Source organism: Pseudomonas sp. P5_152 (assembly GCF_033989915.1).
Lineage (GTDB): Bacteria > Pseudomonadota > Gammaproteobacteria > Pseudomonadales > Pseudomonadaceae > Aquipseudomonas.
Genome location: NZ_JASFAH010000002.1, coordinates 3,120,063 through 3,143,772 on the forward strand (window position 1 = coordinate 3,120,063; position 23,710 = coordinate 3,143,772).

Here is a 23,710-nt window from a genome sequence, read left to right on the forward strand (position 1 = left end):
GAAGTTCACGAGAGCGATTGACCTTGATTGCGCATTAGAACGCAGCACGCTCTCAACCCTGAAAAGGTCGTTTATGACGAAATGGCTGCTAGCTGCCGGTGTCTTGATGCCGCTATATGGCGCGCAGGCTACACAGGATCCGGAAGCTGTGTACAACCGTGTTTGTGGAGCCTGTCATTCCGGCCAACTGCCAATGGCGCCTCGAAAGGGCGACCAGCAGGCATGGACGCCAAGACTGGCGCAAGGTATGGAGACGCTGGTGCAACACGTGACCCAGGGTTTCAAGGCGATGCCGCCGCGTGGTTTGTGCATGGACTGCAGTGCCGAGGATTACCAGGCCATCATCCAGTGGATGAGCGAGTGATCCCGGTCCATAACTCTTTAACCCTTAGCCGTAGTTGGATTAGCTGATGAACAAATTGATCGTGAGTCTGCTGTTGACCGTGGGGATCTCCGGCATTGCCCATGCTGCAGGTGATGCGACTGCTGGTCAGGCGAAAGCCGCAGTATGTGGCGCTTGCCATGGCCCGGATGGCAACAGCATGGCGCCAAATTTTCCAAAACTGGCGGGTCAGGGTGAGCGTTACCTGAACAAGCAACTGCACGACATCAAGTCGGGCAAGCGCACCGTTCTGGAAATGACCGGCCTGCTGACCAACCTGAGTGATCAGGACCTGGCAGATATTTCTGCCTACTTCGCCAGCCAGAAAGGCAGCGTCGGCGCAGCGGATCCGAAAGTCGTGGCTCGCGGTGAAGAGTTGTTCCGCGGCGGCAAGCTGGACCAGGGCATGCCTTCCTGCACCGGTTGCCACTCGCCTAACGGCGCTGGCAACGCAGCAGCGGCCTTCCCGCACCTGGGTGGTCAGCATGCGCAATACACCGCCAAGCAACTGACCGATTTCCGTGAAGGTAACCGTACCAACGACGGTGACGCGAAAATCATGCAAAGTGTTGCAGCGAAGCTGAGCAACAAGGACATCGAAGCCGTGTCCAATTACATCCAGGGCCTGCACTAAGGCCGGTTGAGCGGACGCTGCGCGAGGTATCGTCCCCGCGCGACGTTAACGCTCGATTAATCCTTCGATGCAAGCATAAAAAGGGTGGCCTAGGCCGCCCTTTTTTGTGGCCGCTGCCGTTACACTAGAAAACTGATGCCCGCCATGACCTGCCAGACCGCAGGTCGCGCGAGGCGAGCCAATGTGTCCAGGAGCAAAGCATGCGTAATCTGATTCTCAGCGCCGCACTCGTCACCGCCAGCCTGTTCGGCATGACCGCCCAGGCTGCTGAACCGCTTGAAGCCGGTAAACAATATGTCGAACTGAGCAACGCCGTTCCGGTGGCGGTGCCTGGCAAGATCGAAGTCGTGGAACTGTTCTGGTATGGCTGCCCGCATTGCTATGCATTCGAGCCGACCATCAACCCATGGGCCGAGAAACTGCCTGCCGACGTGAACTTCGTGCGTATTCCGGCCATGTTCGGCGGTATCTGGAACGTCCACGGCCAAATGTTCATCACCCTGGAAGCCATGGGTGTGGAGCACAAGGTCCACAAGGCCGTGTTCGAAGCGATCCACAGCGGCAAGAAACTCGCGACCCCGGAAGAAATGGCCGAGTTCCTGGTCGGCGAAGGCGTCGACAAGGACAAGTTCCTCAGCACCTTCAATTCGTTCGCCGTCAAAGGCAAGGTCGAGGACGCCAAGAAAAAGGCCCAGGCCTACCAGATCTCCGGCGTACCGACCATGGTCGTCAATGGCAAGTACCGCTTTGACCTCGGCACCGCCGGTGGCCCGGAAGGCGCCCTGAGCGTGGCTGATCAGTTGATCGCCAAGGAGCGCGCCGCTAAGTAAGCGGCGCACGCCATGCGCCGCTGGAGTACTGAACGCATCGTTGGCCGGCATGATCCGCGGGTCAACGAGCACCACCTGGAGCCCTCGGGCTTGCCCGCAGACAGCCGCCTGCGCCTACTCAGCTTCAACATCCAGGTCGGTATCAGTACCGAGCGTTATCGGCATTACCTGACCCGGGGCTGGCAGCATCTGCTGCCACACACCGGGCGTGCCGACAATCTGCAGAAGATTGGCAACCTGCTGGGCGACTATGACCTGGTCGCGTTGCAGGAAGCCGATGGCGGCAGCCTGCGTTCAGGCTACGTCAACCAGGTCGAACACCTGGCCCAGCTCGGCGCCTTCCCCTACTGGTACCAACAGCTCAACCGCAACCTCGGTCGGCTCGGCCAGCACAGCAATGGCGTGCTTAGCCGTCTACGTCCGTGGGTGATCGAAGATCACCCATTGCCCGGGCCCAAGGGGCGCGGTGCGATTCTGGTGCGGTTTGGCGAAGGGCCAGAGGCGCTGGTGGTGGTGATGATGCACCTGGCACTGGGCGCCCGGGTCAGGACCCTGCAACTGGCGTACATTCGCGACCTGATCGGCGACTATAAGCACCAGGTGCTCATGGGCGACATGAATACCCACGCCAGTGACCTGCTGCAAAGCTCGCCCCTGCGTGACCTGGGCCTGCTCGCGCCCCAAGTCGAGGCGACCTTCCCCAGTTGGCGTCCGCAACGCTGCCTGGACCACATTCTACTCAGCCCGTCGCTGACCCTCGAACGGGTCGAAGTGCTGGCGCAACCGATTTCCGATCACCTGCCGGTCGCGGTAGAGATTCGTCTGCCGGGTTCGCTCACGGCTGATGCATTGCCCGCGTTGAGTCCTGCCCCTCGCGGAACCCCTGAATGAGCGACGAAGCCAACCGCTGGAAAGAGAAGTACCTCAAAAGCATCGAACAACAGGAAAAACTCGAACGTCGTTGGGATGCCCGCCTCGACTTGCTGCGTCGTGGCCTGGTGCGCAGCACGCTGGCGGCAGAAGGCACAGACCGCGCTGTTGACCAGTGCATGAAGGAAATGCGCGAAGTCATCCGCACCGACGACATGGATGCAGGCCTGGCCGCCCTGCTGCCGCGCCTGGAAAAAGCCGTACTCGACTCCGAGCAGCGGCGCGAGACCCGGGTCGATCAAATCGGCACGGCGTTGTCCGAGCTGGTCCGGCAACTGCAGCGCTTGCCCCTGCCCCGTGAGGTCAGCCGGCCGCTCAAGACCTTTGCCAAGCAACTGGATGGGCGCGTCGGCCATGCCCGCGAGATACCGCTGCTGTTGGGTGAGTACAGCGGCTTGCAAGGCCAGGCGCTGAACCTTCTCGACAATCCCGCGGAGCTCAATCGCCCGGGGTTGTTGCAACGTCTGTTCGGTGCTCGCGATCAGGAGCTGGATTTGCTGCCGGCCGTTGCGACACACGCTGCGCCAGCAGCCCCTGAGCTGTTGATAGAGACGCCGTCATCAGCCGCTTCGGCGGTAGTCGCCCCAGCAACAGTGGCGCCTCAGGTCCAGCTTGAGGTCGAGACTGACGTGGAGTCGCTGCAGGAACCTGTCCTCGCCCCGCTGCCGGAGCCGGTTGCCGAATGCGCAACTGCTGACGCGCAACCGGACGACGAAGCGCCCCCGGCGCCAGCGGACGAATTGCCTACAGCCCCTGCCCTGACAGACGTCCTTGCCGAGCAGGAACCGCAGCCGGGCGAGCCGGAGCTGTTCTACGCGCTGCCGGATTCGCCAGAACCATCCTATAGCTCGGTGGCCAAGCACATCGAAAGCACGCTGTTGGGGCTGTTGGATGATCTGTCCTTGCCCGAACGCCATCGACCGCAAGCCGAAGCCATGCGCGAGCGCCTGAAAAACGGGTTGAACTGGTACGAACTGCTGCCGATCCTCGATGATCTGGCGGTGTTGATGCTGGCGATCACCGACAGTGGCCAGCATGAGTTCGAGGTCTACCTCAAGCAGCTCAACGAGCGCCTGGAGTCGTTTCAGAGCAACTTGCAGGCGGCCAGCGCAGGCCACGCCGACAACCGCTCGGCGGCGCGGGAACTGGATACGCAGATCCGTGAGCAGGTCGATGGCTTGCAGAGCAGCATGCAGGAGGCCGCTGACCTCGAGGGGCTCAAGCACGTGCTCGAGAACCACCTTGAAGGTTTGCTGAGCACCATGGATCAGCACCAGAAGCAACGTGACGAGCGCGAGCAGGAAGTCGCGGCGCGCCTGCAGGGCCTGGCCGCGCGGGTGGCCAGCATGGAGCAGGAAGCCCAGGGATATCGCGAGCACCTTGAAGAACAGCGCCAGAAAGCCCTGGTCGACCCATTGACCGGCTTGCCCAATCGCGCGGCCTGGAGCGAGCGCCTGGAGCATGAAGTCGGCCAATGGCAGCAACACGGCAATACCTTGTTGCTGGCGATGCTCGATCTCGACCATTTCAAGCACATCAACGATAACTACGGCCACCTGGCCGGCGACAAGGTGCTGAAAATCATCGCCACGGTGTTGCGCAAACGCCTGCGCGGCACGGATTTCATCGCCCGCTTTGGCGGTGAAGAGTTTGTCCTGCTGATGCCTGCAACCGCGCTGGTAGCGGGGGTCAAGTTGCTGGAAAGTTTGCGCGCCGCAATTGAAGCCTGCCCGTTTCATTTCAAGGGTGAGCCAGTGACCATCACGGCGTCCATCGGCGTGTCGGCGTTCAAGGCGGGAGAACACAGCGATCTGGTACTCAAAAGAGCCGATCAGGCGCTGTACCGGGCCAAAAATGCCGGGCGCAACCGTGTCGAGGCAGGCTGAGGGCATTTGTCCCATTTTGTTTAAATGACGGGCTTTTGCCGGTCTGGAATCGGGCGGTACGTTACGCTTGTTGCATTATTGTCCGCAGAGTACTGCCCTCCTCATGAAATTCATCGCCCTGCTTGTATCCCTCCTAGTCCTGGCCGGTTGCGCCAGCGGTCCGCGTATCGATACCAGCCATCCCTCGGTCAATCAAGACAACCGGATCCAGTTCGTGGTGGTGCATTACACCTCCGCTTCGCTGGAGCGCTCGTTGGCGTTGTTGACCCGTGGCGAAGTCAGCAGCCATTACCTGGTGGGCGATGACAAGAACGCAACCATCTACAAGCTGGTGGATGAGAATCGGCGCGCCTGGCATGCCGGGGAAAGCGAATGGCAAGGGCGCACCTGGCTGAACTCCAGCTCGATCGGCATCGAGATCGTCAACCCGGGGTTCACCGATACGCCGACTGGGCGCGTCTGGTATCCCTACAGCGAAGCCCAGGTGCAATCGCTGATCTTCCTGCTCAAGGACATCAACAAGCGCAATGGCATCAGCCCGCGGCAGGTGATCGGTCATAGTGACATTGCGCCACTGCGCAAGCTCGATCCGGGTCCGCTGTTCCCATGGAAGCGCCTGGCCGAGGCCGGGGTTGCGCTGTGGCCCAATGAACAGGCGGTGGCGCGCCAGCAAGCGCAGTTTGCCGCCCAGTTGCCAAGTATCGGTTGGTTCCAGGAACAGTTGTCGCACCTGGGCTACACCACGCCGCAGACCGGCGAGCTGGATGTCGCCACCCGGCACGTCCTGGCGGCCTTCCAGATGCGCTTTCGCCCGACGCTGTTCGACGGTACGCCCGATGCGCAGAGTGCGGCGATCCTGCAGGTGTTAAATCAGACAAAATAATGACGCCCGCCCGACGGTCAACGCTAAATCTCAATCAGTAGCTATAACTCATTGGTAATCCTTTGGATGTTCAATGATGGCCGCCGCACGAGAGACCCTGCGCAGTTGGTTTTATCGCCCTTGGTCTTTGGCGATACTGGCGGCTGCGTTGAGTGTTGCTTTACTGCTGGCCGGCAGCCTGGGCGTGGCTTTGCGTCAGGTGCAACTGCGCGAAAGCGAACAGATGAACAGCCAGGGCGAACGTTTTCTCGAACGTCTCGAGCAGTTGTTCGGGCAGTTGCGCGAAGGCCTGGACGACCTCGAGGCCCAGCCATTGCGCGGCTGCGACATGAAAATGTTCACCACCCTGCAGCAGGTCAGTTTCAGCTACCGCTTCGTCTATGAAGCGGCCTACATCGACCAAACCCAATTCTGCTCCAACCGTCCACACCAGGATGCCCTCTCGGCCATCCGCCCCCCTGACATCAAGGGGCCGACCTACAGTTATTGGCTCAACACCTCCACCGAACCCGATGAAAACCGCGCGGCGTTGATGCTGGGGCGTGGCAGTTTCCGGGTGGCGACCTCTCGCGGGCATTTGACCGATATGGTCGACCTGTCACCCGGCAGCAGCCTGCTGGTAGTGCTCGACCATGGCACCCGGGCAATCCCGGTCCTGGGGGCTCCGCAAGCCTGGCCACCGTCGGAGCCCTGGTCGCCGTTCAGCAATGAGCCGTTGCAGATCACCCAGAACCGCCTGATCTACCGCATGCCGACCAACAACCCGGAATATCAGCTGGTGCTGATTTCTCCACGTACCGCCATGCACCTGCCGACCTTGTGGTGGTGGCTGGTGCCGGCGAGCCTGATGCTGGGCTTGAGCATTGGTGCGCTGGTGTTTCTGTTGGCCCGCCAGCGCCAGTCCATGGGCGGCGAGCTGCAGGGCGCCCTCAAGCGCGGCGAGTTGCAAGTGCTCTATCAGCCGATCTTCGACTTGCGTAGCCGCAACTGCGTGGGCGCCGAGGCCTTGTTGCGCTGGCGTCGACCGGACGGCACCCTCACCAGCCCCGACCTCTTCATCCCCATGGCCGAAGACAGCGGGCAGATCCGGCAAATCACCGATTTCGTCCTGCAGCGCCTGTTGGAACAACTGGGTCAACTGCTGCGCGCCAACCCGCAGCTGTACATCTCCGTCAACCTGGCGGCGTGCGATGTGATGGTGCCGAGAATCGGCGAAGTTATGTCGCGCTTGCTGGCCTTGCACCGGGTGGCGGCCCGGCAGATCGCGTTTGAGGTCACTGAACGCGGCTTGATCGATGTGGTGGTCGCCCGGGAAAACCTGCAAGCCCTGCGCGACGCCGGGCATCAAGTGTTGATCGACGACTTTGGCACCGGTTATTGCAGCCTGGCGTATCTGCAAACCCTACCCGTGGATTGCCTGAAAATCGACAAGGCCTTCATCGATGCCCTAGGTCATGACGCGGCCAGTAGTGGCGTCGCGCCCCATATCATCCGCATGGCCCATGCCCTGGAGCTCAAGGTGATCGCCGAAGGCATCGAGCACGAAGCCCAGGCCATGTACCTGAGCAGCGAAGGCGTCAACTACGGCCAGGGCTGGCTGTTCGCCCACGCCCTGACCGCCATGCAGTTGATCGAACTGGTGACACGCGGCCGTCGCATGGTGCCACGGCGGATTGATGACGAGGCGTGAACGCACGCTATAGCGGCAACGCCAGATAAAACTGTGTGCCCTGCCCCGGTCTTGAGTAGACGCCCATGCGGCCGCCGTGCAACTGGACGATTTCCTTGCACAGCGCCAGGCCCAGCCCCGCGCCGCCTTTCTTGCGACCGACCTGTACAAAAGGTTCGAAGATCCGGCCTTGCTGGCCATAGGCGATGCCTTCGCCATTGTCTTCGACGCTGACAATCACCCGTTCGCCATGGCGCCGGGCCTGCAGGCGAATCTGGCCTTTTTCGCTGGTATGGCGCAGGGCGTTGTCGATCAGGTTGTCCAACACCCGCTCCAGTTGCAGCTGATCGGCTTGCAAGCGCGGCAGCGGTGTCTGGATTTCCACCAGCAATTCGATGCCTTGCTCGTGGGCTCGTTCAAGGAAGCGGCCCTGGGCCTGCTCCAGCAAGTCATCAATGTTGCAGGGGGCCAGAGTGAGTTTTTGCAGGCCGTTCTGATACCGCGAGAAGTTCAGCAGGTCGTTGATCAACTGCATCAGGCGCTGCATTTCTTCGTTGACGGTGTCGAGCAGGTCGGTTTCCCGGGAGTCTTCGGCAAAATGCGCGCGTTCGCGAAACAGGCCGAAGGCCATGTGCATGCCGGTGACCGGTGTACGCAGTTCATGGGAGGCGCGCAGTACGAATTCGCTGCGCACCCGTTCGAAGGCCCGCTGTTCAGTGACGTCGTGCAGCACCATCACTGCCCCGAGGATATGGCCTTCGGTATGGCTGACCGGGGTCAGGCTGTAGGTCAGCAGGCGCGATTCACCGTCGACCTCGATGCTCAGGTCATCCGGCGCGCGCTCCAGTGAACCGCCGCGCAATACCAACTGCAGTTGTTCGTCGAGTTCCGGGCGTTGCAGCGCGACACCCAGGGCCAGGCCAAGGCGGTCGTCATCCCAGCCCAGTTGGCGTTGTGCTACCGGGTTCATGTGTTCCAGCTGGCCTTGGCGGTCGATCATCAGCAAGCCGTCATCGATGCTGTCGAGTACCGCCTGCAGGCGCTGCTGGCCGGCCAGCAGTTCATCGACGTTGGTGGCCTGATGTTCGCGCAAGGCTTCGGCCATGATCCCGAAGCGGCGAGTCAGCAGGTTCATTTCCGCCGCAGGAGACAGTGGCAGGGTGACGTCGAAATTACCCTGGCCGATATTGTCGGCGGCCTTGGCCAGCGCTTCGATCGGCGCGCCGAAGCGGCGGGCGATGCCATGGGCGGTGATAAAGCCGATGATCAGTACCGCCAACCCGACGAGGCCCAGCGAGCCGGCCACCAGCAACGCACGTTCGCGGTCTTTGCGTTGGGTGCTGTTGATATTCTCCAGCGCTTGTTTGTGTTCGCCGATCAGGCCATTGCGCAAGACGTTGAATTTGTCGGTCAGTTCCTGATTGCCGCTCAGGCTGCCGGAAAGATTCTGGGACTCGCTGAAGGCCTTGAGGAAGGACAGATAATCATCCCGGGCTTGCTGGAAGCCTTGGTGGCCGTTGTCCAGGCGGTTTTCATGGGTGATGCCTTGATCCAGCAACTCGAAATAGTGCCGCTCGGAGTTTTCCAGCGCCGCCAGGTCGGGGGTCTGGTTGAGCATGATCATCAGTTGATCGCCCAAGGTCTGGCGCAGCTTGAGGCCCAGGTCCAGGGTGATGAAGTTGTCGCGGATCAGCACCTCCTGATTACTCGCCATCTGCATCACGCTGACCAGCCCGAGCACCAGCCCGAGCAGCGCCACGGTCATCAATGCCGAGATACTCAGAAACAGACGGGTGCGCAACTTCATCGCCAGTTTCATAGGGGGGCGCTCACAGGTTGTACTGTTTGCGTTTGCGGTACAGGGTCGAGGCGTCGATACCCAGGGTCTTGGCTGCTTGATCGAGGGTGCCGGCGCTGGCAAGTACGGCGCCGATGTGGGCTTTTTCCAGCTCATCGAGGCTCAAGGCGGCGCCGATGCGCGGGGCGTTGTTGGTGGGCTGTTCGGCCATCCCCAAATGACTGATCTCGACCCGCTCCTGCGGACAGATGATGCTCGCCCGCTCCACGACGTTTCGCAGTTCGCGGATGTTGCCGGGCCAGCGGTAGCCCAGCAGCGCTTCGCGTGCCTCGTCACTGAAGCCGCGGGCCGGGCGCGCGTACTCCTTGACGAAGCGGGCCAGGAAGCGATCGGCCAGGGTCAGGATGTCCTCGGCGCGCTCACGTAGCGGTGGCAGGTGCAGGGTGATGACGTTCAGGCGGTAGAGCAGGTCCTCACGGAAGCGCCCGTCGCGGACCATGTCTTCCAGGTTGAGGTTGGTGGCCGCGAGGATTCGTACATCAGCGCGCCGGGTAACCGGGTCGCCGACCCGCTCATATTCCTTGTCCTGAATAAAACGCAGCAGTTTGGGCTGCAAAGTCAGGGGGAAGTCGCCGATCTCGTCGAGGAACAGGGTGCCGCCGTCTGCCTGGTTAACCCGGCCGAGGGTGCTTTCGCTGGCGCCGGTGAACGCCCCCCGACTATGGCCGAACAGCTCGCTTTCCATCAGCTCGGCGGTCAGTGACGGGCAGTTGATGGTCACGCAGGATTTTTTCGCGCGCTTGCTCCAGCCATGAATGGCTCGCGCCAACTCGCCTTTACCGGTGCCGGACTCGCCGAGTATCAGGATATTGGCGTCGGTGCTAGCGACCTGGCGGGCGGTTTCGAGCACCACCTTCATGGCCGGGCTGTGGGAATCCAAACCGTCGCTGGGTTTGCGCATTTCACCTTCAAGGGCTTCAAGGCGGGCCGAGAGCTGCCGCACTTCAAGCTGCTTGGCGGTGGCCAGGCGCAGTTGGTCTGGGCTGCACGGTTTTACCAGGTAGTCGGCGGCGCCGGCTTGAATGGCGTCGACGGCGGTGTCCACGGCCGAGTGAGCGGTGACGATGACCACGCGCATCCAGGGTGCCTGGATGCGCATTTGCGCCAGCACGTCGAGGCCGTTGTCCTCGCCCAGGCGCAAGTCGAGGAAACACAGGTCGAAGACTTGGCGTTGCAGCAGGACATCGGCCTGGGCAGCGCTGTTGGCGGTGGCGACGCTGTAGCCTTCGTCTTCAAGGCAGTAGCGGAAGGTGCGCAGGATGGCGGACTCATCGTCCACCAGCAGAATGCGGCCTTGATGCTCGTTGGCGGATTCCATTTTTCCTACGCTCCTTAAATGAATGATCTTAGTTAGTCCCGACGAAATCGGGCAAGTTGCATGGTTGATTCTGGTCGCTTCTGCTCAAAGCCGGGGAGTTATTCCCTCTTAACTTCGCTAACTATATGAAATAGCTAGATTTTTAGCGAAAAATCGGAGTCCTGCAGCGCACCTGTCTCCTTTTCTGACATCTGCGGCACCTCATACATTCCAAAAATTTTCCCTCGGCTGCAAATCAATCGTGCAGAACGCACGACCCGTGCTCGGTGCATCGTGCAGGATGCGTTCAGCTTGGATTTTTAGTTAAGACTAAGTGTTTGATTTTATTGAGTTTATTTCTGGCAGGAAAGATGGCATGCAGGCTGCAATGTACTGAATAGCCCAGGGCGTTCAAGCAGGTCCGCCCTAAACCAATAATAACCACCAGTGTGGGAGGAGTTTCAGGATGAATCGCCAACGTGCCGCCCAATTGCGTCTTTCGCCACTGTATGTCCAGCAAGGGCTGTTCACCGTCCTTGCGCTGGTGATCACCTTGATCGGCGGCCAGCAATTCATGCTCTGGCAGCACAGCCAGCAGCCCGATGCTGCGATTACGCCGACTCAACACTTCACCCAGACCCATTTCAGCGCCGTCAGCAGCCAGACGGCTGATGCGGCCCCCCTGCGCATGATGGACGTCGACCAGGCCCAGCCTGAGTTCGACATGCCCCGTCAGGAGCGTTGGGTGTTCTAGGCAACAGACCTGGTGCCGGCTCCATGCATCGGGAATCGCAGCACCTCTAATCGAAGCGTAAGGAGAGTCATCATGTTGAGCTGGGCAATCACATTCTTGATCATTGCCATTGTCGCTGCCGTACTGGGCTTCGGTGGTATCGCGGGCACCGCCACGGGTATCGCCAAGATTCTCTTTGTCGTGTTCCTGGTGATGTTTGTTGTTTCCTTCTTCTTCGGCCGTCGCGGTCGAGGCTGACACTGAGCGGTTGCGTGAAGGCACTGGCGCCACCCCGTTGCCGGGTGGCAAAGCCAGGGCTCGTTGGATGAGCACAGGAATTGAAAACCGAAAGAGCCGGATAGCGTCTCTTTCCTTTACGCCCACCCGAGGAAGGTGCGCGTATGACCAGGGGGCCGGGACGTTCTGATTGTTGCAGGATCGGAGTGACCTACGGGTACAGGGAGTGCCTGCGTAAGGGCCGGGTCAGGCAAAGCAGCGTCGCCCGTTCGCCGGTCAATCTCGACTGGGGGAACGGGCGGCGCGCTTACGTGGGCAAAACACTGAGTTAGAGCGCTTGAGCTATTCTGCTCGGGTCACAGACAACAATCCTTTCTGCCAAACCATTTCCCAGTGTTTCCTGGCGACCGTATATCGAGAAATTTGCGATTATTTTCTGACCATTTTTCGACGCGTTGCGTAGGGAAAATCGCTGATTTTTGTACGTAATTGACTGGTCAATTAATAACCACCCTGCTCTGCAATGGCCGGTTCACGGCACTTATGCCTGCCGAAATGTCGTATTCGAACCGGTTGGGACGGTCGTTTTACTAAAAAAAACTCATGCCGATTCGGCATAGGGTAGGCGTTTACGGCATTAGACGTGGTCCCGTTGCATCGGAATAGTTGCGCCTTTTTTCGCCTGCCAGAGAGCCGAAATACGCGCTCCGGGTGACCTTATACGGGGGCAGGTGCGCAAACTTTTACGCCATTGGGTGTTCCAGTTCGTGCATCTGCTCGAGTCAAACGCAAGTAAGGGTAATGATATGAAGAAGGCAAAGCTTAGCCTCGCCTGGCAGATCCTCATCGGTCTGGTCCTGGGTATAGCAATCGGCGCACTGCTCAACCACTTCAGTGCTGAAAAAGCCTGGTGGATCAGTAACGTCCTGCAACCAGCGGGCGATATCTTTATCCGTCTGATCAAGATGATCGTGATCCCGATCGTGATCTCCTCGCTGATCGTCGGCATTGCTGGCGTGGGTGATGCGAAGAAACTCGGGCGCATTGGCCTGAAGACCATCATCTACTTCGAAATCGTCACCACCATCGCCATTCTCGTGGGCCTGGTGCTGGCCAACCTGTTCCATCCGGGCTCCGGCATCGACATGAGCACCCTGGGTACTGTGGATATTTCCAAGTACCAGGCGACGGCGGCCGAGGTTCAGCATGAACATGCGTTCATCGAAACCATCCTCAACCTGATTCCATCGAACATCTTTGCCGCCATGGCGCGTGGTGAGATGCTGCCGATCATCTTCTTCTCGGTGCTGTTCGGTCTCGGCTTGTCGAGCCTGCAGTCGGACCTGCGCGAACCGCTGGTGAAGATGTTCCAGGGCGTATCGGAAAGCATGTTCAAGGTCACTCACATGATCATGAACTACGCGCCGATCGGTGTGTTTGCCCTGATCGCGGTGACCGTGGCCAACTTCGGCTTCGCCTCCCTGCTGCCGCTGGCCAAACTGGTGATCCTGGTTTACTTCGCCATCGCCTTCTTCGCCTTCGTGGTGCTGGGCATCATCGCTCGCCTGTTCGGCTTCTCGGTGATCAAGCTGATGCGCATCTTCAAGGATGAGCTGGTGTTGGCCTACTCCACCGCGAGCTCGGAAACCGTGCTGCCGCGCGTGATCGAGAAGATGGAAGCCTACGGCGCGCCGAAAGCCGTTTGCAGCTTTGTGGTACCGACTGGCTACTCGTTCAACCTCGACGGTTCGACCCTGTACCAGAGCATCGCGGCAATCTTCATTGCCCAGTTGTACGGTATCGACCTGTCGATCAGTCAGCAGTTGCTGCTGGTCCTGACCCTGATGGTCACCTCCAAAGGTATCGCCGGCGTGCCGGGCGTGTCCTTCGTGGTCCTGCTGGCCACCCTGGGCAGCGTTGGTATTCCGCTGGAAGGCCTGGCGTTCATCGCCGGTGTCGACCGCATCATGGACATGGCGCGTACCGCTCTGAACGTGATCGGCAATGCCCTGGCCGTACTGGTCATCTCTCGTTGGGAAGGCATGTACGACGATGCCAAGGGCCAGCGTTACTGGAACTCCCTGCCGCACTGGCGCAGCAAGGACAAGCTGCCGGCTGGTGAGACGACCAACCACTAAATGCGACTCTTGTAGGAGCTGGCGCCAGCTGCTCCTAGATCCCAGACAAACCCCGGAGAAATCCGGGGTTTGTCGTTTCTGCCCACCCCGCTATCATTCGCCGCATCTTCTGGGGGATTTGACTGATGCTCAACGGCCTGTGGCTTGGCTTTTTCATCGTGGCGGCCATTTCGGCATTGGCGCAGTGGCTGATCGGCGGCAATGCCGGGATCTTCGCGGCGATGGTGGAAAGCATTTTCGCCATGGCCAAACTGTCGGTCGAGGTCATGGTACTGCTGTTCGGCACCCTGACCCTGTGGCTGGGCTTTTTGCGGATCGCCGAAAAGGCCGGGATCGTCGAGTGGTTGGCCAAGGCCCTGGGCCCGCTGTTCCTGCGCCTGATGCCGGAAGTGCCGGCGGGCCATCCAGCCATCGGCCTGATCACCCTCAACTTCGCGGCCAACGGCCTGGGCCTGGATAACGCGGCGACGCCGATCGGCCTCAAGGCGATGAAGGCACTGCAAGAGCTCAACCCCAGTGCAACGGTGGCGAGCAATGCGCAGATCCTGTTCCTGGTGCTCAACGCCTCGTCGTTGACGTTGCTGCCGGTGACGATCTTCATGTATCGCGCCCAGCAAGGCGCGCCGGACCCGACCCTGGTGTTCCTGCCGATCCTGCTGGCCACCAGCTGTTCGACGCTGGTCGGGCTGCTGTCGGTGGCGTTCATGCAGCGCCTGCGCCTGTGGGACCCGGTGGTGCTTGCCTATCTGATTCCCGGTGCGTTGGTCCTGGGTGGCTTCATGGCCCTGCTGGCGACACTCTCAGCTACCGCGCTGGCGGGGTTGTCCTCGATCCTCGGCAACCTGACGCTGTTCGGCCTGATCATGCTGTTTCTGGTGATTGGTGCGCTGCGCAAGGTCAAGGTGTATGAAGCATTCGTCGAAGGCGCCAAGGAAGGCTTCGACGTGGCCAAGAACCTGCTGCCCTATCTGGTGGCGATGCTGTGTGCGGTAGGCGTATTGCGGGCTTCCGGGGCGCTGGACTTCGGCCTGGACGGCATTCGCCATCTGGTGGAGTGGGCGGGCTGGGACACGCGCTTCGTCGACGCCCTGCCGACCGCGATGGTCAAGCCGTTCTCGGGCAGTGCCGCGCGGGCGATGCTGATCGAAACCATGCAGACCTCCGGCGTCGACAGCTTCCCGGCGCTGGTGGCCGCGACCGTTCAGGGCAGCACCGAAACGACCTTCTATGTGTTGGCGGTGTACTTCGGTGCGGTGGGTATCCAGCGTGCTCGGCACGCCGTGGGGTGTGCGCTGTTGGCGGAACTGGCCGGGGTGCTGGCGGCCATCGCGGTCTGCTACTGGTTCTTTGGCTGAACCCATTATCGTTGACGACTTCCTCGAGCAAGCCGCAAGCGGGCTCGACAGCTGCTACAAGGATGCTGCTGCGGGTTTGGGAGCGTGCCGCTGTCCCTGCTCCACCGTCCAGGCAACCACTTGTCGGGTCAGCGTATCGCCGGCCTGGCCAAACCCGGTGACCACGCCTGGCACCTTGACGTCACTCACCGGCTGGCGCACTTCAAAGCGCTTGCTGGCGAGGATGCGCTGATCGCTGCCGCGCACCAGCAGGGCATCCAGGCGAATCACCACCTGCACGCCATTGCCCTGGTACTCACTCTGGAACGCCTGCAGGTTGCCAGCCAGTTCCAGGTCAGTCTGCAGGTTGCTGTCATCGGTGCTCAGCAGGCGCACCCGGCCATCCTCGGCGAAGCCGTCGAGCAGGCGGTTACGCAGCAGGATCGGGGTGGGATCGCTCCAGCGCGAGGCCTTGTAGCTGCTGATCAAGTCGCCTTGGGGAATCACTGCGATTTTTGCGCTGTTAAGCACATCGCCCGCTTGCGGCTTGGCCAGACGCAGCGACCACGTCACAGGAGTGGCTCGCGTCGTGGCGGCCGGGCCTTGGGTTGCAGGCAGGCGATACACATCCTGCGGCTCGGCCTTGGGCAGAATCGAGCAGGCGCTGGCCAGGGCCAGGCTTGCCAGCAGGGCGCCGTGGGCGAATGGGCGGTAGACGCGCTTCATGGTGTGAACTCCTTGTCCGTGTCGCTGCCGAGCAGGTAACCGCTAGGGTTGGACTCCAGGCGACGAGAGATGGCCCGCAGCGAGCTCAGGGTATCGCGTAACTCGCGCACGGCCGGCGCCAGGCCGTTGAGACCCTGCATGCCGTTGCTCAGGGCGTCCTGATTGCTCGTCAGCAGCGTATTGATGGTTGCCGTGCTTTGCTCCAGGGACTTCATCGCTTGTCCGGCGCTGCCGAACATCTGCTTGCCCTGGTCGTTGAGCAGGCCGTTGGCGTTGCGCATCAGCGCGGTGGTCTGTTCCAGGGTGGCGGTGGCCTGTTTGCCGATGGCCGACAGTTGCTGCATGGCTTGGCGGATATCGCCCCGCTGCTCGGCAATGGCCCCGGTGGTTTGCTCCAGGTTGGCCAGGGTCTTGCCGAGGCGGTCGACGTTCTCCGGCGAGAGCATCTGGTTGGCGTTGTACAGCAGGCGGTTAATGCTGCTCATCACGTCGTCGCTGTTGTTCAGCAGGCGCGCGATAGGCGATGGCGAGGCGACAATCACCGGCAACTTGCCGTCCTTGCCCCGCAATTCAGGGCTTTGTGGTGTACCGCCACTGAGCTGGATGATCGAGGTACCGGTGATGCCGGTCAGGGCCAGCTTGGCCTGGGTGTCTTCCTTGATCGGGGTATCGCCGCCCAGGCGGATGCGTGCCAGGACCCGGCGCGGGTCCTTGGGGTCCAGGCGCAGGCTCACCACATCGCCAACCTTGATCCCGCTGTACTGCACCGCGCTGCCTTTGGACAGGCCGCTGACCGCCTCGTTGAAGACCACCTCGTAGTCCTTGAACTCGCTGTCGACGCTGGATTTGGCCAGCCACAGACCGAACAGCAAGGCACCGGCCACTACCAGGACGGTGAACAGGCCGATCAATACATGATGGGCTCGGGTTTCCATGTCATACCTCGTTGAGCTGTGAAGCGGCGCCAAGCGCCGCGCGGCCGCGAGGGCCATGAAAGTATTCGTGAATCCAGGCGTCGTCGGTTTCCGAGACGACATCGATGGCATCCGCCACCAGCACCTTCTTCTGCGCCAGCACCGCCACCCGGTCGGTGATGGTGTAGAGCGTGTCGAGGTCATGGGTGACCAGGAACACGCTCAGCCCCAGCGCATCGCGCAGGGTCAGGATCAATTGATCGAAGGCGGCCGCGCCAATGGGGTCGAGGCCGGCGGTCGGTTCATCGAGAAACAGGATGTCCGGGTCCAGCGCCAGCGCCCGGGCCAGGGCCGCGCGCTTGATCATGCCACCGGACAGCGAGGCCGGGTATTTGTCGGCGGCCGACAGCGGCAGCCCGGCCAGCGCCAGCTTCACCGCGGCCAGGTGTTCGGCATCCGCGCGGCTCAGCCCGGCATGCTCGATCAGCGGCAGCGCGACGTTTTCCGTCACGGTCAGCGACGAAAACAGCGCGCCCTTCTGGAACAGCACGCCGAAGCGCCGTTCCACCATCGAACGTTCGTGCTCCGAGAGGCTCGGCAGGTTCTTGCCGAACACCGTCACAGCCCCTTCGCTAGGCTGGCGCAGGCCAATGATGCTGCGCAGCAACACCGACTTGCCGCTGCCGGAGCCACCCACCACGCCGAGAATCTCGCCCTTGTACAAATCCAGGTCGAGGTTTTCATGCACGCTCTGGCTGCCGAATCGATTGCACAGCCCACGGACTTCGATCACCGCCTCGGTCGGCGCACGGGGTAAGCGACTCACCAGCCCATCTCCATAAAGAACAGTGCGGCGACCGCATCCAGGACGATCACCACGAAAATCGATTGCACCACGCTGGAGGTGGTGTGGGCGCCAACGGACTCGGCACTGCCGCTGACCTTGAAGCCTTCCAGGCAGCCGACGGCGGCGATCAGGAAGGCGAAGATCGGCGCCTTGACCATGCCTACCAGGAAGTGTTGGACGCCGATATCCGACTGCAGCAGCGAGAGGAACATCGCCGGCGAGATATCCAGCGAGAGGGCGCAGACCACGCCGCCGCCGACAATCCCCGAGAGCATCGCCAGGAACGTCAGCATCGGCAGGGCCACCAGCAACGCCAGGACCCGCGGCACCACCAGCAGTTCGACCGGGTCCAGGCCCAGGGTGCGGATGGCGTCGATTTCTTCGTTGGCCTTCATCGAGCCGATTTGTGCGGTAAAGGCACTGGCGGTGCGGCCCGCCATGAGGATCGCGGTCAGCAGCACGCCGAATTCACGCAGGAACGAGAACGCCACCAGGTCCACGGTAAAGATGCTGGCGCCAAAACTGGCGAGCACCGTGGCGCCTAGGAAGGCCACGACCGCGCCCACCAGGAAGGTCAGCAGCGCGACGATCGGAGCAGCATCAAGCCCGGTCTGCTCAATGTGCGCGACCATGGGCGTAATCCGCCAGCGGGAGGGACGAAACAGGCCGCGGGCGATGGTTTCCAGGATCAGGCCGACGAACCCCAGCAGTTTCAGCGAGTCTTGCCAGACGGTGTCCACGGCCCGGCCAATCCGGGTCAGCAACTGAATGCCGACGTTGATCTCGGGTTGTTTTACCGGGACACAGAAGTCGGCCATCGAGTCATAGACCGTTTGCAGCAGCGCGCGGTCTGCGGCGCTCAGGCTGCAGTCGGGATGCTCGGCGGTTTTGCCGAGGCGCTCTGCCCCCAGCAATTCGACCAGCAAGGAGGCACCGGCGGTGTCGAGCGCGCCCAGGCCATTGAGGTCAATGGTGGCGCGGTCGTCATACTGGCCCTTGAGGGTTTCGCTCAACTGCTTGAGGTTGGCGTAGTGGGCAAGCGTCCAGTCGCCCGTGACCCTGAGCTGCGCAGGGCTGTGGGAAGTATCGAGCTGGGCAGTGCCGGTTGTCGTATCGCTCATAAGCTCCTTGCTTGTTCGGCTGCGACGCAGTGCTACCTAATAGCACGAACCTTGTTACTTTGCCTGGTTCGGCGCCGGGTTGTCTTGACCTGTGTCGGTGACCACGAAGCGCAGCACACCAATCACCTGGCCGTCTTCGGTCAGCACCCGGACCTGCCATTTTCCGGCCGGGTTGCCAGGGAAGTTCTGCTTGTGGGTCCAGGCCCGGTAGCCCTCCTTGCGCCCACCGTGGATATCCAGGGCGATACGGTCGACTTCCTTGCCGTTGAATTTCCACACGTGATAGATCCGTTCGTCCAGACCGCGCGGGGCGTTGATGGCGGTGTAGGCGTACAGGCCGTCGCCCCGCAACTGGGCGACGCTGACCTGCTCCAGGCTGGCGCCCGGGGTGCGGTCCTGCAACTGGGTGCTGATCGCCACCTCGGTCATCCACAGGGTGGCTGGCGGTACCCAGGAGCGCAGGAACCAGCCGGTGGCGCCGATCGCCACGGTGATGCACAGCACGCTGAGGCCACCGCGCACGGTGCGAATCGGAAAGATCGACGCCAGGCTCGGGAAGGACAGGAGCATGGCAATGCCCAGCGCCAGCTTGAAACTCTGCGAGGTGGTCAGGTGCAGGATGATCGGCAAGGCGGTCAGCAGGGCGGCAAACAGCGTCAGGGTGTGCATCGCCAGGAACAACCAGCGGCGTGGGGCCAGCCATTTGTAATAGAGCGGGTCAGTGATGGAAATCAGCGCAGCGGCGCCAAGCAGCCCGGTGAACGCCAGTTGCCCGCTGTTCCAGGTCGTGGTGATGAAAAAGAACGGCAGGACAAAAAACAGGCTTTCCTGGTGGATCATCTGGGTCGCGTAGCGCAGCAGCGGCTGCGGAATCTCGCGCTTGAATACCTTGGTGAACAACTGCGTCAGGCTGTTTTCCAGCATCAGCCAGACCCAGCTGACCAGCATGATGATCGCGATCCAGGTGGCCAGGCCTTGCTGGCGGTCCACGAGGATGAAGCTGCCGACCCCCGAGATGAAACCACCGAGCGCGATGACCCCGGGGTAGCGCTTCATCAGCTCGAGGATGCGCTGGACGTAGAGGGTCAGGTTCGGCATTTTGGCGGTTCACAATGTTCGTAGGAAAAACCCGCCTAGGATACCAGCGCCGGGAGACATCCGGTCGCCGTGCACCTTCATGTTCGGCGATGAAAGCGCCAATCCAGTGCGCCGAGCAGCAATAACCCGACTACCCCACCCAGCAGCCAGGTCAGTTGATCATAGCTGAGCAGCGGTTTTTCGATGCGCACGTATCCTGGCTGTTCGAGCAGTTGCCGCAGGGCCAGGTTCGCCTGTTTGAGCGTCACGGCACGCAGGCGCTTGACCGGGTCGGCAAATCGTCCGTCTGCAAAGTCGCCCAAGGCACCCCAGTAATAGTCGGCCAGTGCGCTATTACCCTGCACCGCCCAAGCCTGACGGGCGATGGCGGCCTGTTTGAGGCGCGCAAAAGTGGCCGGGTCGAGGCCCTTGTGCAGCAGGTCGGCCTTGAGCTGCGCCAGTACCTGCTGCGCCTGGGCCAGGTCATCGCGCTCCAGGTCCGCGTTCAGGCTCATGAAGCCGACTCCGCCAAACACTTCGCGCTCCGCTGCGGGGCCGTAGGACAGGCTGTGGGCCAGGCGCAACTGGCGGTAAAGCGCCCAGTCGAGGTAATCCTTGAGCAGGTCGTAGGTTTCGTCGTATTGGTCGTCGAGGATCGGCTCAGGGAATAGCCAGTGCAGCTTGGCTGCATCGCCGACCCAGCCGTGGATCAGATTCCGTTCGGCCTGGGCCGGGCTTTGTAACTGCGCCAGGGCCGGGTGCACCGTGGGTTCGACCGGCTTCAGATGACCGTAGGTGCGCTCCAGGTAGGCCGGCAACAGGCGATCGAGGTCGCCGACGACGATCAGTGTCATGTTGTTGGGGGCGTACCACTCCTGGCGTACCTGTTCCAGCTGTTCACGGTTCAGCGAGTGGACTTCGGAGCGCTCCTGGCACTTGAGCCCCAGTTCCACGGCCAACTGGTTGCTGGCGGTATGGCCCAGGTCCTGGCGATCGAGCCAGCGCTGCAGGTGGGAGTAGTGGCCACCGTCTTCACGTTCGACCACCTGTTTGGCGGCATCGATCGCGTTGTCGTCGATGTGGGTTTCGGTCAGCAGCGCCAGGAGCAAGTCGAGGACCTTGCGCTGGTTCTTCGCCGGAGCCTCGATGACAAAGGTGGTGTCGGCATTGCTGGTGAAGGCATTCCATTCCCCGCCAAGGCCTTGCATGCGCTCCTCCAGCCCTCCTTCGCCGCCGGCATCGATACCGCTGAACAGCACATGCTCCAGCAGGTGTGGCAGTTCCTTGTCGGCGCAGGAAAAGTCGTCGAGGCCCACGCCGACGACCAGGCGGATTGCCACATGCCCACGCTCAGCGCTCGGCTTGAGCAGGATCTGCAGACCGTTTTGCAGCACGTAGCCCTCGACTTGCAGACGGTCCAGGGCCCAGGTGCAGGAGGAGCCCAGCAGCAGGCACGCAAACAACAGACAACGCATAACAACCTTCCTGGCGGGTAAATGCGGGGAGCGGGGTTTTCCCTCAAGCTTTGCAAATGACTGCTGGCAACGCTAGACGTTCAGGGAGAATGGGTGATGTCAGCTATGTCGTCGACCGCCAGGGCGCCGGTTTCGGAGGTCTCCAGCACCACATAGGCGCTGCTGCAGAATAGCGAGTTCAAGCGTTTCATGTCGGCGATCAGTTCCAGGTGCAGGGAACTGGTCTCGATGCTTTGTACGATCTTGCGTTGCAGGCGGCTGACGTGGGCGTGGGCCAGGCGCCTTTCCTGGGCACGGAAGCGCCGTTTCTCACGCAGCAATTGCCGGGCGCTTTCCTTGTCGGCGCTGAGGAACACCGAGAGCCCCAGGCGCAGGTTGGCGATCAACTGCTGGTGCAGCCCGGCGAGTTCTTCCAGGCCCACATCGGAAAAGGAGCGGCGCTGCGAGGTCTTTTGCTGCTGGACTTTGCGCAACATGCGCTCGATCAGGTCCGAGGCCAGTTTCAGGTTGATCGCCAGTTCGATGATCTCTGCCCAGCGCCGGCTGTCCTGGTCACTCAGGTCTTCGCGGGGCATCTGCGCCAGGTAGAGCTTGATCGCGCTGTAGAGGGCCTCGACGTCATCGCTCAGGCTGCGCATTTGCTGGGGCACCGCGGTCTGCTTGCCATGCAGCACGTCGAGCATGGCTTGGAGCATGTTCTCGATCAGATCGCCCATGCGCAGGGTTTCCCGCGCTGCATTGGCCAGGGCCAGGCTGGGGGTGACCAGGGCGGTCAGGTCCAGGTGCCTGGCCTTGGCCTGGCCGTTGGTTTCCGGGCGTTCTGGCAGCAGCCAGGCACACAGCCGCGCCATGGGGCCGACGCTGGGCAGCAGCACCAGGCAGCGCGCCGTGTTGTAGAGCAGATGAAAGCCGATCACCAGGCCCTGCGGGCTGTAGTCGAGACTGTCCATCCAGTGCACGAGGGGGTCGAGTACCGGAATGATCAGCAGCAGCCCGATCAACTTGTACAGCAGGCTGCCCAGCGCCACTTGGCGGCCAGCGGCGTTCTGCATGCTGGTACTGAGGAAGGCCAGCACCCCGCTGCCGATGTTGGCGCCAATCACCAGGCCGATGGCCACGGGCAAGCTGATGACCCCGGCACCGGCGAGTGTCGCGGTGAGCAGGACGGCAGCCAGGCTGGAGTAGGAAATCATCGCGAACAGTGCGCCGATCAAGGCATCGAGCAGGATGTCGCCCGTCAGGGAGGCAAACAGCACCTTGACGCCCTGGGCGTGGGTGATCGGCGCGGCCGCTTCGACGATCAGCTGCAGTGCCAGGATGATCAGTCCCAGGCCAATGCTGACTCGACCCATTTGGCCCACGCGGGTCTGCTTGCGTGAGAGGAACAGGATCACCCCGAGGAAAATCAGCAGCGGCGACAGCCAGGACAGGTCCAGAGTCAGGACGCGGGCCATCAGTGCGGTACCGACATCGGCGCCGAGCATGGTCGCCAGCGCGGGGGTCAGTGCCATCAGGCCTTGGCCGACAAAGGAGGTCACCAGCATCGCGGTGGCGTTGCTGCTCTGGACCATGGCCGTGACCAGGATCCCGGCAATGAAGGCCAGCCAGCGCTTGGACATGTTGCGGCCAATGACATGGCGCAAGTTGGAGCCGTAGACCCGCAAGATGCCGGTTCTGACGATGTGCGTGCCCCAGATCAGCAAGGCCACGGCAGACAATAAATTGAGCAGGGTCAGCATGACAGGCCCCCTGGTGGAATAGCGCCCCAAAGGGGCAAGTCAGCGGTACCGCGCGATTTTCTACATTCTGTACTTAAGCTGTAGTTCGCTAACGGCCGTGGCGCCAGCATCGCATGCCTAAAGCGTCAAATGAAACAAAACTGTCATGAAAACAGCTTCATGCGGACGTAAAAAAGGGGGCTTGCGAGAGCCCCCTTCTTCCTACATCCGGTTCAGGTTACTGGCCCGGGATGTCCTTGCGCAGCTTGACAGGGTCCTGCTGCTTGCGCTTTTTCGCGATTGCGGTGCGCATCTTGATGTTGACCGCTTCCACTGCCAGCGAGAAGGCCATAGCGAAGTAGACATAGCCTTTTGGCACATGCACTTCGAAGGCTTCGGCGATCAGCACGGTACCGACCACCAGCAGGAACGACAGCGCCAGCATTTTCAGCGACGGGTGCTTGTCGATGAAGGTGCTGATGGTGCCGGCAGCCAGCATCATCACCAGGACGGCAACGACGATCGCGGCGACCATGACCGGCACATGAGAAACCATGCCCACGGCGGTGATGACCGAGTCCAGGGAGAACACGATGTCGATGATCGCGATCTGGATGATGGTGTAGAGGAAGTTGCCGCCCTTGCCGGTAGGCTCTTCGGATGTTTCGTCTTCACCTTCCAGTGCGTGGTACATCTCCTGGGAGCTTTTCCACAGCAGGAACAGGCCACCGAAGAACAGGATCAGGTCGCGTCCGGAAATGCCCTGGCCGAAGACCACGAACAGGTCGGCGGTCAGGCGCATTACCCAGGTGATCGACAGCAGCAACAGGATCCGGGTGACCATGGCCAGGGCCAGGCCGAAGATCCGGGTGCGTGCCTGCATATGCTTGGGCATGCGGCTGACCAGGATCGAAATCATGATGATGTTGTCGATGCCCAGGACGATTTCCAGGGCCGTCAGTGTCAAGAAGGCAACCCAGATCTCTGGGTTGGTCAGCCATTCCATGTGTATTCCTTTGAG

Annotated in this window: 21 protein-coding genes; 11 read left to right on the forward strand and 10 right to left on the reverse strand. The window is 61.4% G+C overall.

The window, feature by feature from the left end; genetic code table 11:
- Positions 1-73 precede the first annotated feature (73 nt).
- From QMK50_RS14370 to QMK50_RS14400, 7 genes are all read left to right on the forward strand, one after another.
- Positions 74-364 (forward strand): c-type cytochrome, encoded by a 291-nt coding sequence (locus QMK50_RS14370; protein WP_095165206.1) that lies wholly within the window; start codon positions 74-76, stop codon positions 362-364.
- Positions 365-410: 46 nt separating this feature from the next.
- Positions 411-1,016 (forward strand): c-type cytochrome, encoded by a 606-nt coding sequence (locus QMK50_RS14375; RefSeq protein ID WP_159992995.1) that lies wholly within the window; start codon positions 411-413, stop codon positions 1,014-1,016.
- A 200-nt stretch (positions 1,017-1,216) separates the two neighbouring features.
- Positions 1,217-1,846 carry a thiol:disulfide interchange protein DsbA/DsbL gene (locus QMK50_RS14380; RefSeq protein WP_095165208.1) on the forward strand — a complete coding sequence of 210 codons (630 nt, stop codon included), beginning with the start codon at positions 1,217-1,219 and terminating at the stop codon, positions 1,844-1,846.
- 12 nt (positions 1,847-1,858) lie between these two features.
- Positions 1,859-2,737: an endonuclease/exonuclease/phosphatase family protein gene (locus QMK50_RS14385; protein ID WP_095165150.1), complete on the forward strand. Its 879-nt coding sequence runs from the start codon at positions 1,859-1,861 to the stop codon at positions 2,735-2,737.
- The gene (locus QMK50_RS14390; RefSeq protein ID WP_320333353.1) at positions 2,734-4,662 is read left to right on the forward strand and encodes a diguanylate cyclase; all 1,929 of its coding nucleotides are present in this window, start codon (positions 2,734-2,736) and stop codon (positions 4,660-4,662) included. The genes QMK50_RS14385 and QMK50_RS14390 overlap by 4 nt, the downstream gene beginning before the upstream one ends.
- Positions 4,663-4,765: 103 nt before the next feature.
- Positions 4,766-5,545, forward strand: coding sequence for an N-acetylmuramoyl-L-alanine amidase (locus QMK50_RS14395; RefSeq protein ID WP_095165152.1), 780 nt, complete (start codon positions 4,766-4,768; stop codon positions 5,543-5,545).
- Between the two features lie 73 nt (positions 5,546-5,618).
- A complete protein-coding gene (locus QMK50_RS14400) occupies positions 5,619-7,235 on the forward strand; it encodes an EAL domain-containing protein (protein WP_320333354.1) in 1,617 nt (538 codons plus the stop codon).
- A gap of 7 nt (positions 7,236-7,242) precedes the next feature.
- Here QMK50_RS14400 and QMK50_RS14405 read toward each other — a convergent pair whose 3' ends face one another.
- Both QMK50_RS14405 and algB read right to left on the reverse strand, forming a co-directional pair.
- Positions 7,243-9,033: an ATP-binding protein gene (locus QMK50_RS14405; protein WP_320333355.1), complete on the reverse strand. Its 1,791-nt coding sequence runs from the start codon at positions 9,031-9,033 to the stop codon at positions 7,243-7,245.
- A gap of 10 nt (positions 9,034-9,043) precedes the next feature.
- Positions 9,044-10,390, reverse strand: a complete 1,347-nt coding sequence (algB, locus tag QMK50_RS14410) for a sigma-54-dependent response regulator transcription factor AlgB (RefSeq protein ID WP_095165156.1) — start codon at positions 10,388-10,390, stop codon at positions 9,044-9,046.
- A 445-nt stretch (positions 10,391-10,835) separates the two neighbouring features.
- Between algB and QMK50_RS14415 the strand changes: the two genes are divergently transcribed.
- The 4 genes from QMK50_RS14415 to QMK50_RS14430 all read left to right on the forward strand — a co-directional run bounded on the left by QMK50_RS14415 (position 10,836) and on the right by QMK50_RS14430 (position 14,832).
- Positions 10,836-11,123: a hypothetical protein gene (locus QMK50_RS14415; RefSeq protein WP_320333356.1), complete on the forward strand. Its 288-nt coding sequence runs from the start codon at positions 10,836-10,838 to the stop codon at positions 11,121-11,123.
- Positions 11,124-11,195: 72 nt separating this feature from the next.
- Positions 11,196-11,360: a DUF1328 domain-containing protein gene (locus QMK50_RS14420; protein ID WP_002555679.1), complete on the forward strand. Its 165-nt coding sequence runs from the start codon at positions 11,196-11,198 to the stop codon at positions 11,358-11,360.
- Between the two features lie 785 nt (positions 11,361-12,145).
- On the forward strand, positions 12,146-13,477 hold the full coding sequence (gltP, locus tag QMK50_RS14425; RefSeq protein WP_095165158.1) for a glutamate/aspartate:proton symporter GltP: 1,332 nt from the start codon (positions 12,146-12,148) through the stop codon (positions 13,475-13,477).
- A gap of 125 nt (positions 13,478-13,602) precedes the next feature.
- Positions 13,603-14,832, forward strand: coding sequence for a nucleoside recognition domain-containing protein (locus QMK50_RS14430; protein WP_320333357.1), 1,230 nt, complete (start codon positions 13,603-13,605; stop codon positions 14,830-14,832).
- A 54-nt stretch (positions 14,833-14,886) separates the two neighbouring features.
- Here QMK50_RS14430 and QMK50_RS14435 read toward each other — a convergent pair whose 3' ends face one another.
- The 8 genes from QMK50_RS14435 to QMK50_RS14470 form a co-directional block, all read right to left on the reverse strand.
- A complete protein-coding gene (locus tag QMK50_RS14435; RefSeq protein WP_320333358.1) occupies positions 14,887-15,537 on the reverse strand; it encodes an ABC-type transport auxiliary lipoprotein family protein in 651 nt (216 codons plus the stop codon).
- The gene (locus tag QMK50_RS14440) at positions 15,534-16,472 is read right to left on the reverse strand and encodes an MlaD family protein (protein ID WP_095165161.1); all 939 of its coding nucleotides are present in this window, start codon (positions 16,470-16,472) and stop codon (positions 15,534-15,536) included. The genes QMK50_RS14435 and QMK50_RS14440 overlap by 4 nt, the downstream gene beginning before the upstream one ends.
- Before the next feature lies 1 nt (position 16,473).
- Complete coding sequence (locus QMK50_RS14445; protein ID WP_095165162.1) at positions 16,474-17,277, reverse strand: ABC transporter ATP-binding protein; 804 nt, start codon at positions 17,275-17,277, stop codon at positions 16,474-16,476.
- Entirely contained in the window at positions 17,274-18,419 is a 1,146-nt protein-coding gene (locus tag QMK50_RS14450) for an ABC transporter permease (protein WP_320333359.1), read from the reverse strand. Before QMK50_RS14450 ends, QMK50_RS14445 begins: the two co-directional genes overlap by 4 nt.
- A gap of 54 nt (positions 18,420-18,473) precedes the next feature.
- Positions 18,474-19,517: a DUF5924 family protein gene (locus QMK50_RS14455; protein ID WP_159993007.1), complete on the reverse strand. Its 1,044-nt coding sequence runs from the start codon at positions 19,515-19,517 to the stop codon at positions 18,474-18,476.
- 77 nt (positions 19,518-19,594) lie between these two features.
- Complete coding sequence (locus tag QMK50_RS14460; RefSeq protein WP_320333360.1) at positions 19,595-20,971, reverse strand: pitrilysin family protein; 1,377 nt, start codon at positions 20,969-20,971, stop codon at positions 19,595-19,597.
- An 80-nt stretch (positions 20,972-21,051) separates the two neighbouring features.
- A complete protein-coding gene (locus tag QMK50_RS14465) occupies positions 21,052-22,710 on the reverse strand; it encodes a Na/Pi cotransporter family protein (protein WP_320333361.1) in 1,659 nt (552 codons plus the stop codon).
- Positions 22,711-22,927: 217 nt separating this feature from the next.
- Positions 22,928-23,695: a TerC family protein gene (locus QMK50_RS14470; RefSeq protein ID WP_095165168.1), complete on the reverse strand. Its 768-nt coding sequence runs from the start codon at positions 23,693-23,695 to the stop codon at positions 22,928-22,930.
- Positions 23,696-23,710: the final 15 nt, after the last annotated feature.